A 15,635-nucleotide genomic window follows, 5' to 3' on the forward strand; every position below is an offset into this window, starting at 1 on the left:
TTCTTAAGGCATTCCAGATAATCCTCTGGGATGCCTTTTTAGTTGCAAGATGTTATTTCCTTCATCGTTTTAAGCGTTCTTAGCTGTCGTTAAGGCTGTGTTTGGCCGTTGTTAAGACTCTGCTGAATGCGTCTTTCCACCAGTTTCGATATCAGATACATCATCAAATAGCCTGTGCCCAAGGCTAAAATCACTGCGACGACATTCTCGGTATATAGGCGATAAGCGTAGAAAGTACTGACCAGCACTGCGATACCAGCAAGGCGAATGAGTAGGCTTTGGGTAAAGTAGCCGTGGGCTTTGATATAGGCTAACTGATAGCCATTGAGCATCATGAATATAAAAAACATGGAGAAATGCATTAATACTGGGGCCGCTTTTATGTATTGCTCGGGGAATAGGCAAGCGACTAATGGCTTGCTCGCAAAGACCATAACGACAAAAAAAATACCGCTGATCCACAAAGAAACTTTAGTCAGCCATGACTTAATTTGTTGGACTTCGTCAAAGCGTTTTTCTCTTACACACACCGCGACTTCGGGCAGCACAAAGCGGTAGATGGGGAAGACAAACAGCAAGGTGAGGTAAGTGATCATTGGCCGCACCACCACTTGGAAATCACCCAGTTCATCTATGCTGAAATAGGCAATGGTCAGCAGTACTGTGATGTAAATCATCAAGATACTGGCGCCAGCCTCCATAGACGCTGTCAGGCTTTTCTTCATAAAACTGCGTAAACCCGTATCAAAATGCACCGTACTTAAGGGCGGAGTGGCGATATCCTTGCGCCGTTTTAAGTACATATATAAGGCAACGATGAGCGATGACAATGTCATGCTGTAAAAGAGTGACGCTATGGCCGTTTGTTTTAACGCATAGAAACACAAGAAAAAGCTGCTCACTTGCGCAATCGGCTCAAGCCAAGTCACTCGATTGGAGATGGCATACAGCCGGTACATAGCAATTTGATTGGTAAAATACACTTTGAGCCCCATGCTCAAAATAATGCCAACCAATTGAAAATATTCTACATTGAGCTGAAGTTTGTGTTTTATGTAGGGCAAAACTAAGCCCCAAGTCAGTAGCACCATAGCAATTAAGCTGTAGCGGAATATATTAGTGATATCCACATCTTGCTTGGTCTGGGAGTAGGTCACCACCATAGAGGAGCGAAATCCTGTCATCAGGATCAGCGACAGTGAGATGATATCGATAACCGTGTGATAGAGCGCAAGATCGGCTTTGGCAACCCATTGTGCTAACCAAAGCTTAAAAAGAAAACCCACAGAAATACTGGCAAGTGAAGCCCAGAACCCCGCAATAATCGCCTGCTTAACCCGTTGAAGTGAGGTGTGTTTCATTTTCAAAAATCCAGCGTCAGTCTACGGTCATTGGAGAGTAATAATAGATATGCTATGGGTGGCGTTAAGGTTATGCATTAGTCGCTGCTTTGGCTGCTTTAGTTGTAGAGAGCTTTGATAACGCTTAACTTACTCAAAATTATACGTATGAGTTTATGCAGAGCACTTGGTATCAATACTTCGATATCAGGAGCTTAGTTTTCGGTCTCGACTATAACGTCTCACCTCACCGAAGAAGTTTTATCTGAGTTTACACACATATTAGCACTGGCTGAGTCTAGCATTCAGCTCATGAGTGACCAAGCATCAGAGAGTAAAGATATGATAAATATCAGTATGTTGCTTAATTGTAACTGCGGCCGTTAATTTGCCAGGGATTGCGGGATACATAGCAGTTCAGATAAGGGCGCGAACTGTGCAAGCGTCATGGTTTTGAATGCTTGCACGCCCTACTTAGAACTGGGCGTGCTAATAAAACTGCCGTGATTAGCCATTTCGCACATGTTATGCGTGACTATTCGGTAATAATATTGACGATATCGAGGATTTTACGGCTGTTATTATCGAGTTTGATCAATGCGCCTTCAACTTGAATGCTAATAATCCCATCTTTGTCTAAGGGCACAATGATACGGCCGCGGTCATAAATATCATGCTCAAGCACATCACCACGATGGAGTTTTTTCTGCCAGCCGGGTGGCAGTGGTTGACCACGGTTAACTTTTTTCTGTAATCCCGGTGGTAAATCTTTATCATTTTTATGGTGTTTATGCTCTTGGTCGTCTTTAGCAAAAACAGAGATAGGCGCCATTAAGCTGAGCACTAGCCCTGCGACAACCATTGACGTGAATTTATTCATCTGTGCTCCAAAGGGCATTGAGAGAGCATTGAGCTAGTGTTGCGGCAATGCTTGATGCGGCCAACAATAGGCGATACTAAATGAACCTTAGCTGAACGTTACTGAGTCGAGATGTTTAAACTCAACGGGTTAACATTAGCACAGCTTGCCATTGTTCGGCGGTCACAGGTTGGATACTCAGCCTTGAGCCCTTAGACACTAAATACATGTCGGCCAATTGCGGCAGGTTTTTAATCAGGCTTAAGGGAATAATATCGTTAAATTTTTCGACAAAGCGGATATCCACTCGTAGCCATCTTGGTTTGGTCGGATCTGACTTAGGGTCGAAATATTTTGATTCGGGATCGAAGGCCGTGCTGTCGGGATACGCATTGGTCACGACTTCTGCGATACCGACAATACCGGGTACTTTGCAGCTTGAATGGTAAAAAAATACCTTGTCGCCAATCTGCATCGCATCGCGCATAAAGTTACGCGCCTGATAGTTACGTATTCCATGCCAAGCTTCGGTTTGGTTCGGGCAAGCCTTAAGATCATCTATGCTAAATTCGTCGGGTTCCGATTTCATAAGCCAGTAGTTCATTGGGTTTCCTTAATTCATAGTGGCCGTTAAGCGCTTCAATATCCGTGAGTTTATCTTAATTTTATCGAACACCCCAGTTCGTCACTCAGATCAAGCATTGTGAGTTTGATTAAGTTTCGGTTCAGATAAGGTGGCTTAGCCTGTGGGCAGCAATCTTATTTGGTATGCCTTATGCAAATTCTCGTTTCTAAGGCAAAGCGTCAAATTCGATCTCGGTTTGTGATTGGTGCCCTATAAGTTGTGGCAGCAGTGGCAATCAAAACCTGTGAGGTGTGTTATGGGAACTTCAACAATGACGTCCGACTGTGGTTTATACACTAAATATCTTAAGGATTTTACAGCGGGTGATGTGATCCTAAGCCATGAGCGGATGCTGGAATTTATTAATGACCTGACAACCCAAGGTTGGTTATTGGCAAATTTCACTTGGGACTATTGGTATAACAACAGTTACTTAGTCGATAAACCCGCCTACATTCGTGAAGCGAGCATAGCACAATGCAAATTGCTGCTGACCGCCATGACGCGACTTGAGGTCTTTAGTCCTGGCGTATTAGAAAATATGCGCCGCCAAGGGATTTTACTGGCCATTGTTGAGCGCTTGCAAAGCTTAAATGTGCCTAAGTCGAGCACTCATCTTGAATTTATCAGCCGCTAACCCCGCACTTTAATGGATTGTTATCTAATCGATTATCTTACTCTTTAGTCTAATAAAGTGTTTTTTTGCTTGTGACATGATCCGTGGATTGGTTAGTTTGGACCTCGCTAATCATAATAATAAATGCACGGAGGCCTTAATGTCTGTTCCAACAAGCCAAGTTATCAGTCCGCTCAACGTCAGCGAGTTTAGAGGCGAGTTATCACCGAAACTCGTTGAGAAAACCATAGGTCAATATCTTGATGAGATTGCGGCAACCTATCCCGACCAATTAGCCGTTGTCGTACATCATCAACATATCCGCTGGAACTACCGCCAATATCTAGATCAAATAGAGGCGCTCGCCACAGGGTTATTGAAGCTTGGCATTCAGCCCGGTGATAGGGTGGGTATTTGGTCTCCTAACAATATCGAGTGGTGTTTAACCCAATATGCGACCGCTAAAATTGGCGCCATCATGGTGTGTATTAACCCTGCGTATCGGCCTGAAGAATTGCAATATGCGCTGAGTAACGTGGGTTGCCGCGCGGTAATTTGTGCCGACAAGTTTAAATCCAGCAATTACCTCGAAATGTTATACGAATTGGCACCTGAACTAACTTCTTGCCCTGCTGGTCAATTACAGGCGAAGGCCGTTCCTGATCTCGAGTTTGTGATCCGTATGGGCGCTGAAAAATCCGTCGGCATGTTGAATTTTGATGACTTGCTCGTCGATGTGACCGCCGATGACAAGGCGGCACTCGAGAGTATCGGCAAAGCATTAAGCCCGTATGATTCGATTAATATCCAGTTTACCTCTGGCACGACGGGCAGCCCGAAAGGTGCGACCTTATCCCACTATAACATTTTGAATAATGGCTATTTAGTCGCAGAGGCGATGAAGTTTACCTGCCACGATAAACTCTGTATTCCTGTGCCCTTATACCATTGTTTTGGCATGGTGCTCGGCAGTTTAGTCTGTTTAGCCAAAGGCGCAGCGGCTGTGTTCCCCGGCGAATCCTTCGATCCTTTGACGACATTGCAAGTGATTGAGCAAGAGCGGTGCACCGCTTTACATGGCGTACCGACCATGTTTATTGCCGAGCTTGAGCATCCTGAATTTACGCGTTTTGATTTGAGTTCTTTACGAACCGGCGTGATGGCGGGGGCAACTTGCCCAGAAGAAGTGATGCGCCGAGTACAAAATCTCATGTATATGAAGGAAGTACTGATTGGTTATGGTCAGACTGAGTGCAGTCCGCTCAATCATATTACTGAAATCGATTCGCCGGTTGAGAAACGGGTGCTCACCGTTGGCCGGGCTTTGCCCCATACCGAAGTGAAAATAGTCGATGAATTTGGTGAAGTGTTGCCAGTTAATCAACCCGGTGAAGTCTGTAGTCGGGGATATTGCATAATGCAGTGCTATTGGAACGATCCCGAAAAAACAGCGGCGACCATAGACAGTGCGGGTTGGCTACATTCTGGCGATATTGGCCAAATGGATGAGCAAGGTTATGTGCAAATTGTGGGTCGGATTAAAGATATGATCATTCGCGGTGGCGAGAATATCTATCCCCGTGAGATTGAAGAGAAACTTTACACCCATAAAGATGTGCAGGATGCGGCTGTTTTTGGCGTTCAAAGCGATAAATACGGGGAGGAAGTGTGTGCTTGGATTAAAGTCCGCTCAGGCTCCGCGATTACCGAGGAAGATATTCGTCATTTCCTCACCGAGAAGTTTGCCTACTTTAAAGTACCGCGTTACATCAAGTTTGTGGATCAGTATCCAATGACTGTGACGGGGAAAATTCAGAAATTCAAAATGCGTGAGCTGATGTATCAAGAGTTATATGAAGATATTAATGCTTAAGTGATGTGATTTGGCTCGCCTGCTTTTTTGACTTTCAAGCCGCGCAATGCGGCTTGAATTTTATTCAGTCTATAGGTGTCGTTTAACCGACAAGTTAACGAGTTAACGGAAGAGTCGACGAGTCATGCCATCAAGCCAAGCCGCACTTTGAGTTAACTTTCGCTGACTGCGACGCAGCGCCAGCTTTGCCCACGCATATTGTGTGCTGAGCAGCGCCAATCCTAAGATAATCAAGAGTAAACCTGGGCCGGGTAAGAGTAAAAAGACCAGCCCGAGCAAGGTTAAAGCTGCACCAATCACAGTGATCCCCGCTTTAGTTATCGCGCCTTTTGCATGGGAGGACGGCGCGCGATTGAAAAAGGTAACTTTGCGCATAGGAGTTGGCCTTATGGTGAGTTAATCGAATCAAGCTGTACTGTCAGCTGACTATCAGTTGTGTGCTAACTGTATGTCAGTTTTCAGTCTAATCCTTTGCTCATTTATTGGCATCTTATGTCGTCAGCCTAATTGTAACAAAACTTCACTTCCCCGCAGTGGCTTCATGGCTATACTGAAACCAGAGAAAAAATCTTGGCAGATAAAAACTAAAGCTCAATTTGTCGATGATTTACTAGTCAATCCATTCTGCAGGCTAAGGAGTCCCAAATGGTTCGATGGCGTTCAATGCTCCTTGCGTGTTGCCTTTCCTCCATGGGCTTGAGCACAGCGAAAGCGGATACCTTAATGCTGACATCCTTACTTTGGCCGCCTTATTCTGGGCAGCAATTAGCCGAGCAGGGCGCGAGTATTGCCGTGGCGCGGGCGGCGCTTAAAGTGATGGGGCACCAATTAGAAGTGGATTTTTACCCATGGAGCCGCGCTGTAAAGCTCGCCAGTATGCCTAATTCTGACTATCTGGGTTATTTCCCTGAATACTACTTCGAGACTGAAAAGTTTGTTTTTTCTAAATCGATTGGCGACGGTCCTTTGGGGCTGGTGGAGCAAAAAGCCCATCCTGTGAGTTGGAATTATGTCGAAGATCTGAATCGCTATACCTTAGGTGTGGTGAAAGATTATGTGAATACTCAGGCGTTAGATCGCATGATTTCCACAGGCGTTCAGCCGACTGAAGCGGTGACTTCAGATGAGCACAATATTAAGAAAGTGGCCGCAGGCCGTATTGATGCGGCGGTAATCGATGTCAACGTGCTGCACTATTTACTTAAGCAAAAGCCCTTGCAGCCGCTGGCGGAAAAACTACAAATCAACCGCCAAATTTTAGCGAATAAGCAGCTTTATATCGCGTTTCGTAATACCGAAGAAGGCCGACGTTGGCGAGATATTTTCGACCAAGGCTTGGCGCAAATAGACGTCGAAACCATCATCGGAGAGCTACTGTATCGTGAAGACTAATGCATGATTTAGGTTAGTGTGCTCTCTATTTTACCCCTTATTTTTCCTCTATTTTCAGCCAATTCCTCTCAAATTTACATCAGATATTCCGCTTGTCATCATTCTGTCTTTGTTCACTATTAGCATCACCTTAACGGCATGAGTTGCTCTCTCATTTTTTGATTAAGGTGACATGAATAAACTTCCCTTTGAGTTAGATACGCTGCAACAACTCATTGATACTCATCATCTTAAGTTGCAGTATCAAATTCTTGCCGACATCCCATTTCGTCACGAACATTTTCCTCTCTATAGTGTTGAACTGGGCGGAGGAGATAAGCCCTGTCCGACAGTACTCTTTGTGGGCGGCGTGCATGGGGTTGAACGTATTGGCTCTCAAGTCATCTTGGCATTGCTGAACAGTTTGTTGCAGCGGCTGGTGTGGGATAAACACCTACAGCAGATGTTAACGGGCGTGCGGTTAGCTTTTGTGCCTGTGGTGAATCCCGTTGGTTTATTTATGGGAACGCGGGGTAATGGTAATCAAGTGGATTTGATGCGTAACGCCCCGATAGAATCCAGCGAAAAAGTCTCTTTTATGGTCGGAGGGCAGCGGATATCGTCGCGGCTACCATGGTATCGCGGCATGGGGGGAATGGAGCTTGAAACCGTCGGTTTAGTTGCCTATGTACAGCAATTGCTGAGCCGCAGCACCAGTTTGATTTCCCTCGATGCTCACTCTGGCTTTGGCTTGAGTGATCATATTTGGTTCCCCTACGCCCATACGCGTACCGCCTTCGAAAATGCCAATTATATTTTTCATCTAAAACAATTATTTGAACAGAGTTATCCCCATCATGGCCATTATCGGCTCGCACCCCAGAGTCAGTTTTATCGCACCCATGGGGATATTTGGGATTACCTCTATCGCCAACATCAAGTGGCCGATCCCCATGCTCAGGTACCGTTTCTACCTTTGACATTAGAGATGGGATCCTGGGCTTGGATAAAGAAAAATCCCAGACAAATATTTAATTTTGCAGGTTTTTTCAATCCGCAGAAAACACATCGTCACCACAGAATTTTACGCAGGCACACAGTGCTGATGCAATTTATGATGGAAGCGGCCTACGCACAATCGTTAGAGCAGTTAACGCCTGAACGTTTGACTGAACTTACTGAGTGCGCGCGGCAGTATTGGTATGGGGAGTCACAGTCATGACAACTTGGGTGTTATTGCGGGGATTAATGCGTGATCAGCGCCACTGGAATGGCTTCGATCAGCGACTGCGACAAAAGGGGCTGCGAGTACTGACACCGGATTTGCCAGGTAATGGGACGCTATCCCATGAACTAAGCCCACTTAAGATTGCTGACTATGCCCATGTCGTGTGGCAGCAATTGGATGAGCAGGTGCAAAATGGAGAAGCCATTTATCTTCTCGGCTTGTCTATGGGCGGTATGTTGGCGCTGGAAATGGCGCACCAGCGGCCTTGGCAGATAAGGCATGTTTTTGTATTAAACAGCAGTGCGGCGAATTTATCGCCTTGGTATCAAAGATTTAATCCACTGAATGCATTGAAGGCGTTTTGCTTGCGGGCTCGGGGTAAAGCCTTACATCCCATCGAGTCGACGATAGTGCGTTTAACCAGTTTTCGCCATCGGCGAGATTGCGATTTAATTGCCGAATGGAGTGAATTTCGCCGCGAATCCTCGCCAACTATCCGTAATGCCTGGCGGCAACTGTGGGCGGCTTTTCAATATCAGTGTCCATTGACCGTGGAAGTACCAATAAGTGTGCTCTGCGGTGACCGTGATGCGTTGGTGAGCATGGCATCGAGTAAAGCTTTAGCGCAGCACTTTCACACTGATTTGATAGTATTAGCGTATTGCGGCCATGATGCGGCCATTGATGCCCCTGCAAAACTGGCACATTACCTGTTAGCGATTGCGACGCCGACTAAGCCGCAAACTGAGGTTCAAGAGGATGATGAACCTGCCCATGCTCAATATGTCCATACTCAATACAGTTGCAACGATTTACTGGAGGAAGAAATGGCTTTTAACGAGGCGATATTTTCAGTATGGGATGAAAAAGCGCTATCCATTCTCCACAGTAAATCATCGGCAATGAACAGCGCTAAGACGGGTAACTCACTACCGATCAGGCTTTAGCCACGACGGTTTGACCTATCGGTGTTAGGCTAAGTAACGCCAATTTAAGATGCTGTATTCCAAAGGGAATACCGATAATAGTCACAAAACAGGCTAAGGCATGGGCCAGGTGGCCTATGGCTAACCAGATCCCAAACAGCAAAAACCAAATGATATTTCCCACCATGCCTAGGGCACCTGTGCCTAAATCGTCACGTCCGGTCAAGTGGCGACGGTTGATTTGTTCTTGGCCAAATGGCCAGAAGGTCATTTCGCCGATAACAAAGCAGGCGCGGCCAAAGGGAATACCAATAATGCTGATAAAACACAGGATACCTGCGAGCCACCAAGCGAGTCCCATCACAAATCCACCGAGCACAAACCAAGCGATGTTGAATATTAAGCGTAATACTGCCATTGAAAACTCCTTAGGTTACTTTTTTAGCCTTTATCGTTAGCTGTAATGAATGCCGTTAGCTTTGATAAACTGAATATATGTCAATGACTAAGCGAGAAACGTGCCAATTTTTTAACACCAGTAAATCAATTGCTTACGGGTATTGTTCAAAACTGTATTTGTGATTTCCACTACTTCTTCGCTAAATTGCTAATTTCTTAGGGTACACTAGCCATTCCATTAAAATGGCTTAAAAGCCCGAGTATTTAATCGTTTGAGTAGCCTGATGTTTGCAAATTCCCCCGTCGATATTTTTGCCTTTGCTGGTCGAGAAATATTTCTAAAACGTGATGACTTATTGCATCCAGCGTTTAGCGGCAATAAAGCGCGTAAATTCGGTTATTTTTTAGATCATGAGTTTGCCGGCATCAACAAGGTGATAGGTCATGGCTCACCCTTAGCGAACTCTTTGTATTCCCTATCAACATTGGCCAAGATGAAAGGCTGGCAGTGTGACTTTTATGTTGATCATATTGCCAGTCAAATAGTTAAACATCCCACGGGCAATTATGCTGCTGCCTTAGCAAATGGTGCCAATATTATCGATTTAAGTGTGTTAATGGCGCAAAAGCAGACGTGCACTCATGCACAATCTGAACATCAGGTTTTGTTAAATCTTAAGGCTAGTCCTAACCTTAATGCGCAAGTCGACAATGTGGGATTGAGTTGCCAAGAGTTTATCGAGGCTCAAGTGCTCGCGAATGAACCGACGGCACTGTTTATCCCAGAGGGCGGACGCTGTTCCTACGCTGAATACGGGTTAAATGTATTGGCGCAAGAAATAGTGCAATTTGCGCAGGCGAATGATTTAGTCGATTTAACGGTCTTTTTACCGTCGGGGACGGGGACGACAGCGTTATTTTTGAATCAGTACTTTGTTCGTCAGCAAACGGCGATTCGCGTCGTGACTTGTGCTGTGGTGGGAGGCGATGATTATTTACGTTTGCAATTCTCTATGCTTAATCCAAATACCCTTGAGCATCCACAGATAGTGAATGTCGGCAAAAAATATCACTTTGGTAAACTCTACCCTGAATTCTATGCAATGTGGCAGCGGGTTTGTGCCTCAGGAGTTCAGTTTGAATTACTCTACGATCCCTTAGGTTTTATTGTGCTTGAGGATTATTTACAGCGTAGTGAATTAGGTCATGTGATGTATTTGCATCAAGGCGGATTATTGGGGAATGAGACTATGTTGCCGCGTTATCAGCGTAAATTTGGCTAAAGTAGCTAAGCCCACGGTGCAGGATATTTACTTAGTGACGCTAAGACATAATGTGTTTGAAGCTGTGTCATGCCTAAGTTAAGCTTATGATATTGAATGATGGGGAATACTCATGACTGAAGCGGAATATCTTGCCAATTACGATCCTAAGGCTTTCAAGGCTCAGCTACTGACAGTGGATGCCGTATTGTTTACCTACCATGATCAGCAGCTTAAAGTACTCTTAGTGCAACGTTCAAACCATCCTTTTTTAGGTTTGTGGGGATTACCAGGAGGCTTTATAGATGAAAATTGCGATCAATCCTTAGAACAAACCGTATTACGTAAACTGCATGAGAAAACCGCGGTAGTGCCACCTTATATTGAGCAGCTATGCACTGTGGGTAATAGTGGCCGTGATATAAGAGGCTGGTCCGTGACTGTGTGTTACACCGCCTTGATGAGTTATCAAGCCTGCCAAATCCAAATTGATTCAGTGAGTGATGTTAAGTGGTGGCCGTTAGAGGATGTGTTACAGATGCTATTAGCGTTTGATCATCTGCAGTTAATTGAGCAAGCGCGGGAACGCTTAACACAGAAAGCCTTATATTCTTTAGTGCCAGGCTTTGCACTGTCTGAACCTTTTACCTTGCCAGAACTGCAGCATGTACATGAAGTTTTACTGGGTAAGCCTATCCAAGGTAAATCTTTTCGTCGGCGGGTTGAACAGGCCGATTTATTGATCGATACCGGATTGAAGCGCACTGAACGGGGGCGTCCTGCGAATTTATACCGCTTGAAACCCGATACCGCATCGTACCGATTCTTAAGAAATTTAGAATGTTGATCAAAGTCGTTGCAGATTGAAACGCGTTTTCATGGGGCTAATGACAACTGCTTATGTTTTAGGTTTTGATATTACTCAACAGCTTTTTTCCTATTCAGTTACCTAAATTGCACATAGTGTCTAAAAGACACTATATGCGATTTAGGTATATCAATGGCTTTTATTTCGTCATAAATAGTCTAAAAATCAACTTTACATAATAATGTCTTTAAGACACTATTAGTTCTGTAGACAACAAGGGCGCCGTTAATTGCGGTAATCTTGCCATAGACAGGAGGTTAGTATGTCTCAACGTATTCAAGCATCTAAAAGCATTCAAGCGTATCAAGGCACTGTTAACGCTCAACAACTGCAAGCCGATTTTTATCAGTTACCCGCAGCTAGTGATGAGGCTCATTACCGTTTATTTCAATTTGGCGCGGGGGAGAATCATGTTCAACTGCTGGTTCCTCCAGCGAAACGCGTCACACTTTTCTTCGGCTATCGTGGCGATCATTCCATCATGCAGCTCTTGTTGTTAACCGATGCATTACGCCGCAGCGGTGCAGAGCAAATCGATCTGTTACTGCCTTATATGCCTGGCGCCCGCCAAGATAGAGTCTGTAATGTGGGCGAGGCCTTATCGGTAAAAGTCTATGCCAGCCTGATTAATCAGCAGCAATATGCTTCAGTCAGCATTTTTGACCCGCACAGCGATGTCACCGCCGCATTGTTAGACCGAGTGCAAGTTATTGACAACCACAGCTTTGTCGCCGCGATTGCAGCTCAATTATCGGGTGAGCTAGTGTTAGTCTCACCCGATGCGGGGGCGAATAAGAAAGTATTCGGCTTAGCGAAAGCGTTACAGGGAATGCCGGTGATCAGGGCCGATAAACATCGTGATGTGGTCAATGGTCATATTATCGCTACCGAAGTGTTCTGTGATGATTTATCGGGTAAAACCTGCTTAATCGTCGATGACATTTGTGCTGGTGGCAGAACCTTTATCGAACTTGCCATCAAGTTAAAGCAAAAGGGGGCCCAAAGCGTCATTTTGATCGTGTCACATTATGAAGATAAGGCCAGCGAATCGGCTCTGCGCGAGGTGGGCATCGACAGATTATTTTGTACCGATAGTTTAGGTGTCCCTGCACATATTTCGAGCGAGTTCTGTGATTGCCATGCTGTTTTGAGTTATATGAATCATTAAGGAAAATATTATGTACTTGAATCCCGTTACCGCCATTGATGGTTACAAAGTCGACCACCGTCGTCAGTATCCCGATAATACTCAAGTGATTTTTAGTAACTTGACCGCCCGTAAATCCCGTCGTGGTTATACAGACCAAATGGTGTTTTTTGGCTTGCAGTATTTTATCAAGCATTTCTTGATCGACAGTTGGAACCGTGATTTCTTTCAACAACCCAAAGATCAGGTCATTCGCCAATTCTCCCGCCGTATCAATAACTATCTCGGGCCAAATAATGTCGGTACTCAGCATATTGAGGAGTTGCATGATTTAGGTTATTTACCAATAAAAATCATGGCATTACCTGAAGGCTCAGTGTATCCACTAAAAGTGCCTTGCTTGGTTTTGTACAATACCGATGAGCGGTTCTTTTGGTTGACCAATTACCTCGAAACCATCCTTTCCGCGAATGTGTGGGGTATGTGTACCAGTGCCACAACCGCGCTGCAATACCGCAAAATATTTGAGACTTACGCGCTAGAAACCGATGGTGACATCGCATTTGTTGATTGGCAGGGCCATGATTTTAGTTTCCGCGGCATGTATGGTGCAGAGGCTGCGGTAATGAGCGGCGCCGCCCATTTACTCAGTTTTACGGGTACAGATACCATTCCCGCGATTGATTTTCTTGAGCAATATTACCGTGCCGATAGTGATCATGAACTTGTCGGTGGCAGTGTGGCCGCAACGGAGCACAGTGTGATGTGTGCGGGTGGTATGGAGAATGAATTAGAGACGTTCCGCCGTCTGATTGAAGATATTTATCCTAGCGGCATTGTCAGTATCGTTTCTGATTCTTGGGATTTTTGGCAGGTGATGACAGAGTTCACCGTTGCCTTAAAAGACCGTATTCTTGCGCGTGAGGGCAAAGTGGTGTTTAGGCCTGATACGGGTTGTCCGGTGAAGATCATTTGTGGTGATCCACAAGCAGCTGTGGGGAGCCCTGAGTATAAAGGCGCTATCAAGTGTTTGTGGGATGTCTTTGGGGGCAGCACAACTGCCAAAGGTTACAAATTACTCGATAGCCATGTCGGACTGATTTATGGCGATTCAATCACCATTGAGCGGGCTGAAGCCATTTGTGCCGGCTTAAAGGCCAAAGGTTTTGCGTCAACCAATATTGTGTTTGGGATTGGCAGTTTTACCTATCAACACGTGACCCGAGATACCGACGGTTACGCGGTGAAAGCGACCTTTGCGAAAGTTGATGGTAAAGACAGAGAAATATTTAAAGATCCTAAAACCGATGACGGTACTAAAAAATCAGCTAAGGGACTGGTTGCGGTGTTTAAAGATGAGCAAGGGCAATTTTATCTTAAAGATCAAGCGAGCTGGCAAGATGTTAACAATTGCGAGTTTGTCCCCGTATTTGCCGATGGTGAACTCTTAACTGAATATTCTTTGGCAGATATTCGCGCAAGGTTGGCAGAGTCCAGACGTTGAGCCTATAGAGTTGTAATTTTTAACGGCTATAGACAATAGCTAAGATAAAACTGGCAATGTGATTTCTATCAGGATCATATTGTCAGTTCAGTTCAGTTCAGTTCAGTTATGAATTTATGTTCAGTCGTATAAGTAAAACGCCCCATCAATAGTTAAATGCAAATACAAGCGATTAAGGCAGCAACTGGTTTCGCTTAAGGATTTTATAGGTACGTTGGCCTATCTTTTCGAGGTTTTTTAAATCTTTTAGGCTGGGTATCGCATCTGAATATTGCCAATAGCTGATTTCTGCATCGAGCATTTCAAGCATTTTTTTCGAACAACCTAAACATTGTCCTTGGCACAGTTGTGCTTCCGCTAAATTGAGCGGAATTGTCGCTTTGATCTGGCTTATCAAGCTTTGCATGGCGATTTGGGTATTGGGTTTTGGCATAGATGAGGTGCTGAACAGTATTCATGGGAACGAATATTAGCGGATGCTGCAGTGGAAATAGGTGATCTAAGTTAGATTTGACTCATTTGGTTCGGCAGGTATCTGTGTGAGAGAGATACAGCCTGAACCAAATGTGTTCGTCATGATGACGTAAAAAAGGATAGCGTGTTCGTGACATTCGGCTATCAGTTTACTTAAGTGTTCGGTACTGCGAAGAGAATGGAAACCGATTAAATACACTTGAGCAAACGGGGTATTACAGTACTTATTTCTAACTTATCGTCTAATTTATTTTTTGACTTATTTGTTTGCGGACAATAACCATTTCATAAAGCTGATGGCTTCTGTACGTTTTGAAAAAGTCTGTCTGTTTTTACCTTGACGATCGGTAAAAGCAATTGAGGTTTTATTTACTGAGATTGAATCTACAGGGAAGTTCACTGTAATTTCATGTCCATTAATTTTGTATGACATATGCCACACTCCTTTTTGTTAATTCACCCATAGGTGAGATAGTTGTAACTATAAAATATCCTTAGCAATTTGCGAAAGATTCGTTCTATTGAGTATCGAGGTTACCCCATCTTTGATTCATTAATCAAGAGATGCTTAATCGATAAATAATACATGCTGTCGATTATGCCAATGGACTAACTTGATTCTGCCAGTTGACCATAGCTTAATGACAATACTATGACAGTGTGGAGAACAGTAAGTTCACAGACATAACCACATGATTTTAGTGGTATCGAATGCTTGAGCTTATGGGGTTTTGCTTGTAGTAGGCTTTCTTTATGAGGACCGAACTCTGATTGCTAATGATCAGGCTGGTTTTAAAAAGGTAAACAACAAGGTGTTTCTCAAAACGACGTGTAGTATATCAATAAAAGTAGCTTATGCAAGTTTAATTTTTATTCAATGTGATTATTTGTTGATTGATGTTGAGTTAACGTGAATTATTTCTGGCTATTCATTTGATTTAAAGAGTGAAGCTTAGCATGGAACATGTCCTTATCTTGTATCTAGCTGCAATGCAGAGTGTCCATATTGCGGCTTTTTAGGCGAATAGGATGTTGTTACTGCTAGCAAATTGAATAAAAAACTCACGCAAATAGAATAAAAAATCCCACTGAAATAGGTTATTTCAATGGGATTAATGGCCGTCATTTAGTAACTAAAAATTT

The 15,635-nt window shown here is 44.3% G+C and carries 16 protein-coding genes; 9 read left to right on the plus strand and 7 right to left on the minus strand.

Annotated features, from left to right (window positions below; translation table 11 throughout):
- Nucleotides 1-89: 89 nt before the first annotated feature.
- From Q4Q50_RS17415 to Q4Q50_RS17425, 3 genes are all read right to left on the minus strand, one after another.
- The gene (locus Q4Q50_RS17415) at nucleotides 90-1,361 is read right to left on the minus strand and encodes an MATE family efflux transporter (protein ID WP_311900426.1); all 1,272 of its coding nucleotides are present in this window, start codon (nucleotides 1,359-1,361) and stop codon (nucleotides 90-92) included.
- 514 nt (nucleotides 1,362-1,875) lie between these two features.
- Nucleotides 1,876-2,220 (minus strand): hypothetical protein, encoded by a 345-nt coding sequence (locus tag Q4Q50_RS17420; protein WP_106650843.1) that lies wholly within the window; start codon nucleotides 2,218-2,220, stop codon nucleotides 1,876-1,878.
- Between the two features lie 121 nt (nucleotides 2,221-2,341).
- A complete protein-coding gene (locus Q4Q50_RS17425) occupies nucleotides 2,342-2,803 on the minus strand; it encodes an EVE domain-containing protein (RefSeq protein ID WP_300479957.1) in 462 nt (153 codons plus the stop codon).
- Between the two features lie 277 nt (nucleotides 2,804-3,080).
- Here Q4Q50_RS17425 and Q4Q50_RS17430 point away from each other — a divergent pair, with 277 nt between their 5' ends.
- Together Q4Q50_RS17430 and Q4Q50_RS17435 are read left to right on the plus strand one after the other, a co-directional pair.
- Nucleotides 3,081-3,461 carry a DUF6508 domain-containing protein gene (locus tag Q4Q50_RS17430; RefSeq protein WP_006082114.1) on the plus strand — a complete coding sequence of 127 codons (381 nt, stop codon included), beginning with the start codon at nucleotides 3,081-3,083 and terminating at the stop codon, nucleotides 3,459-3,461.
- 139 nt (nucleotides 3,462-3,600) lie between these two features.
- The gene (locus tag Q4Q50_RS17435) at nucleotides 3,601-5,313 is read left to right on the plus strand and encodes an AMP-binding protein (RefSeq protein WP_311900428.1); all 1,713 of its coding nucleotides are present in this window, start codon (nucleotides 3,601-3,603) and stop codon (nucleotides 5,311-5,313) included.
- 102 nt (nucleotides 5,314-5,415) lie between these two features.
- On the opposite strand, the gene Q4Q50_RS17440 is transcribed toward Q4Q50_RS17435, so the two are convergent.
- Complete coding sequence (locus Q4Q50_RS17440; protein WP_071939308.1) at nucleotides 5,416-5,688, minus strand: PGPGW domain-containing protein; 273 nt, start codon at nucleotides 5,686-5,688, stop codon at nucleotides 5,416-5,418.
- A gap of 270 nt (nucleotides 5,689-5,958) precedes the next feature.
- On the opposite strand from Q4Q50_RS17440, the gene Q4Q50_RS17445 reads away from it, so the two are divergent.
- The 3 genes from Q4Q50_RS17445 (at nucleotide 5,959) to Q4Q50_RS17455 (ending at nucleotide 8,859) form a co-directional block, all read left to right on the plus strand.
- Nucleotides 5,959-6,705 (plus strand): substrate-binding periplasmic protein, encoded by a 747-nt coding sequence (locus tag Q4Q50_RS17445; protein WP_107404331.1) that lies wholly within the window; start codon nucleotides 5,959-5,961, stop codon nucleotides 6,703-6,705.
- Between the two features lie 172 nt (nucleotides 6,706-6,877).
- Nucleotides 6,878-7,906: a M14 family zinc carboxypeptidase gene (locus tag Q4Q50_RS17450; RefSeq protein WP_311900429.1), complete on the plus strand. Its 1,029-nt coding sequence runs from the start codon at nucleotides 6,878-6,880 to the stop codon at nucleotides 7,904-7,906.
- Nucleotides 7,903-8,859 (plus strand): alpha/beta fold hydrolase, encoded by a 957-nt coding sequence (locus Q4Q50_RS17455; RefSeq protein ID WP_311900430.1) that lies wholly within the window; start codon nucleotides 7,903-7,905, stop codon nucleotides 8,857-8,859. The genes Q4Q50_RS17450 and Q4Q50_RS17455 overlap by 4 nt, the downstream gene beginning before the upstream one ends.
- Here Q4Q50_RS17455 and Q4Q50_RS17460 read toward each other — a convergent pair.
- A complete protein-coding gene (locus tag Q4Q50_RS17460; RefSeq protein ID WP_106650835.1) occupies nucleotides 8,849-9,256 on the minus strand; it encodes a YccF domain-containing protein in 408 nt (135 codons plus the stop codon). The genes Q4Q50_RS17455 and Q4Q50_RS17460 overlap by 11 nt on opposite strands.
- Nucleotides 9,257-9,521: 265 nt before the next feature.
- Between Q4Q50_RS17460 and Q4Q50_RS17465 the strand changes: the two genes are divergently transcribed.
- From Q4Q50_RS17465 to Q4Q50_RS17480, 4 genes are all read left to right on the plus strand, one after another.
- A complete protein-coding gene (locus Q4Q50_RS17465; protein WP_311900431.1) occupies nucleotides 9,522-10,520 on the plus strand; it encodes a pyridoxal-phosphate dependent enzyme in 999 nt (332 codons plus the stop codon).
- 112 nt (nucleotides 10,521-10,632) lie between these two features.
- Nucleotides 10,633-11,346 carry an NrtR DNA-binding winged helix domain-containing protein gene (locus Q4Q50_RS17470; protein ID WP_311900433.1) on the plus strand — a complete coding sequence of 238 codons (714 nt, stop codon included), beginning with the start codon at nucleotides 10,633-10,635 and terminating at the stop codon, nucleotides 11,344-11,346.
- Nucleotides 11,347-11,629: 283 nt separating this feature from the next.
- Nucleotides 11,630-12,535, plus strand: a complete 906-nt coding sequence (gene prs, locus Q4Q50_RS17475; RefSeq protein ID WP_311900434.1) for a ribose-phosphate diphosphokinase — start codon at nucleotides 11,630-11,632, stop codon at nucleotides 12,533-12,535.
- Nucleotides 12,536-12,545: 10 nt separating this feature from the next.
- A complete protein-coding gene (locus Q4Q50_RS17480; protein ID WP_311900435.1) occupies nucleotides 12,546-14,018 on the plus strand; it encodes a nicotinate phosphoribosyltransferase in 1,473 nt (490 codons plus the stop codon).
- Nucleotides 14,019-14,190: 172 nt separating this feature from the next.
- Here Q4Q50_RS17480 and Q4Q50_RS17485 read toward each other — a convergent pair whose 3' ends face one another.
- Together Q4Q50_RS17485 and Q4Q50_RS17490 are read right to left on the minus strand one after the other, a co-directional pair.
- The gene (locus Q4Q50_RS17485) at nucleotides 14,191-14,451 is read right to left on the minus strand and encodes a hypothetical protein (RefSeq protein ID WP_311900436.1); all 261 of its coding nucleotides are present in this window, start codon (nucleotides 14,449-14,451) and stop codon (nucleotides 14,191-14,193) included.
- Nucleotides 14,452-14,751: 300 nt separating this feature from the next.
- Nucleotides 14,752-14,925, minus strand: coding sequence for a hypothetical protein (locus Q4Q50_RS17490; protein ID WP_006082106.1), 174 nt, complete (start codon nucleotides 14,923-14,925; stop codon nucleotides 14,752-14,754).
- Nucleotides 14,926-15,635: the final 710 nt, after the last annotated feature.

The sequence above is a fragment of the Shewanella scandinavica genome (assembly GCF_031932065.1).
Lineage (GTDB): Bacteria > Pseudomonadota > Gammaproteobacteria > Enterobacterales > Shewanellaceae > Shewanella > Shewanella baltica.

Excerpts from the sequence above, each read along its gene's own strand:
- Q4Q50_RS17470 (WP_311900433.1), top strand. The coding sequence starts at position 10,633 with ATGACTGAAGCGGAATATCTTGCCAATTACGATCCTAAGGCTTTCAAG.
- Q4Q50_RS17460 (WP_106650835.1), bottom strand. The coding sequence starts at position 9,256 with ATGGCAGTATTACGCTTAATATTCAACATCGCTTGGTTTGTGCTCGGT.
- Q4Q50_RS17455 (WP_311900430.1), top strand. The coding sequence starts at position 7,903 with ATGACAACTTGGGTGTTATTGCGGGGATTAATGCGTGATCAGCGCCAC.
- Q4Q50_RS17465 (WP_311900431.1), top strand. The coding sequence starts at position 9,522 with ATGTTTGCAAATTCCCCCGTCGATATTTTTGCCTTTGCTGGTCGAGAA.
- Q4Q50_RS17450 (WP_311900429.1), top strand. The coding sequence starts at position 6,878 with ATGAATAAACTTCCCTTTGAGTTAGATACGCTGCAACAACTCATTGAT.
- Q4Q50_RS17435 (WP_311900428.1), top strand. The coding sequence starts at position 3,601 with ATGTCTGTTCCAACAAGCCAAGTTATCAGTCCGCTCAACGTCAGCGAG.
- Q4Q50_RS17490 (WP_006082106.1), bottom strand. The coding sequence starts at position 14,925 with ATGTCATACAAAATTAATGGACATGAAATTACAGTGAACTTCCCTGTA.
- Q4Q50_RS17440 (WP_071939308.1), bottom strand. The coding sequence starts at position 5,688 with ATGCGCAAAGTTACCTTTTTCAATCGCGCGCCGTCCTCCCATGCAAAA.
- prs (WP_311900434.1), top strand. The coding sequence starts at position 11,630 with ATGTCTCAACGTATTCAAGCATCTAAAAGCATTCAAGCGTATCAAGGC.
- Q4Q50_RS17445 (WP_107404331.1), top strand. The coding sequence starts at position 5,959 with ATGGTTCGATGGCGTTCAATGCTCCTTGCGTGTTGCCTTTCCTCCATG.
- Q4Q50_RS17485 (WP_311900436.1), bottom strand. The coding sequence starts at position 14,451 with ATGCCAAAACCCAATACCCAAATCGCCATGCAAAGCTTGATAAGCCAG.
- Q4Q50_RS17480 (WP_311900435.1), top strand. The coding sequence starts at position 12,546 with ATGTACTTGAATCCCGTTACCGCCATTGATGGTTACAAAGTCGACCAC.
- Q4Q50_RS17420 (WP_106650843.1), bottom strand. The coding sequence starts at position 2,220 with ATGAATAAATTCACGTCAATGGTTGTCGCAGGGCTAGTGCTCAGCTTA.
- Q4Q50_RS17430 (WP_006082114.1), top strand. The coding sequence starts at position 3,081 with ATGGGAACTTCAACAATGACGTCCGACTGTGGTTTATACACTAAATAT.
- Q4Q50_RS17425 (WP_300479957.1), bottom strand. The coding sequence starts at position 2,803 with ATGAACTACTGGCTTATGAAATCGGAACCCGACGAATTTAGCATAGAT.
- Q4Q50_RS17415 (WP_311900426.1), bottom strand. The coding sequence starts at position 1,361 with ATGAAACACACCTCACTTCAACGGGTTAAGCAGGCGATTATTGCGGGG.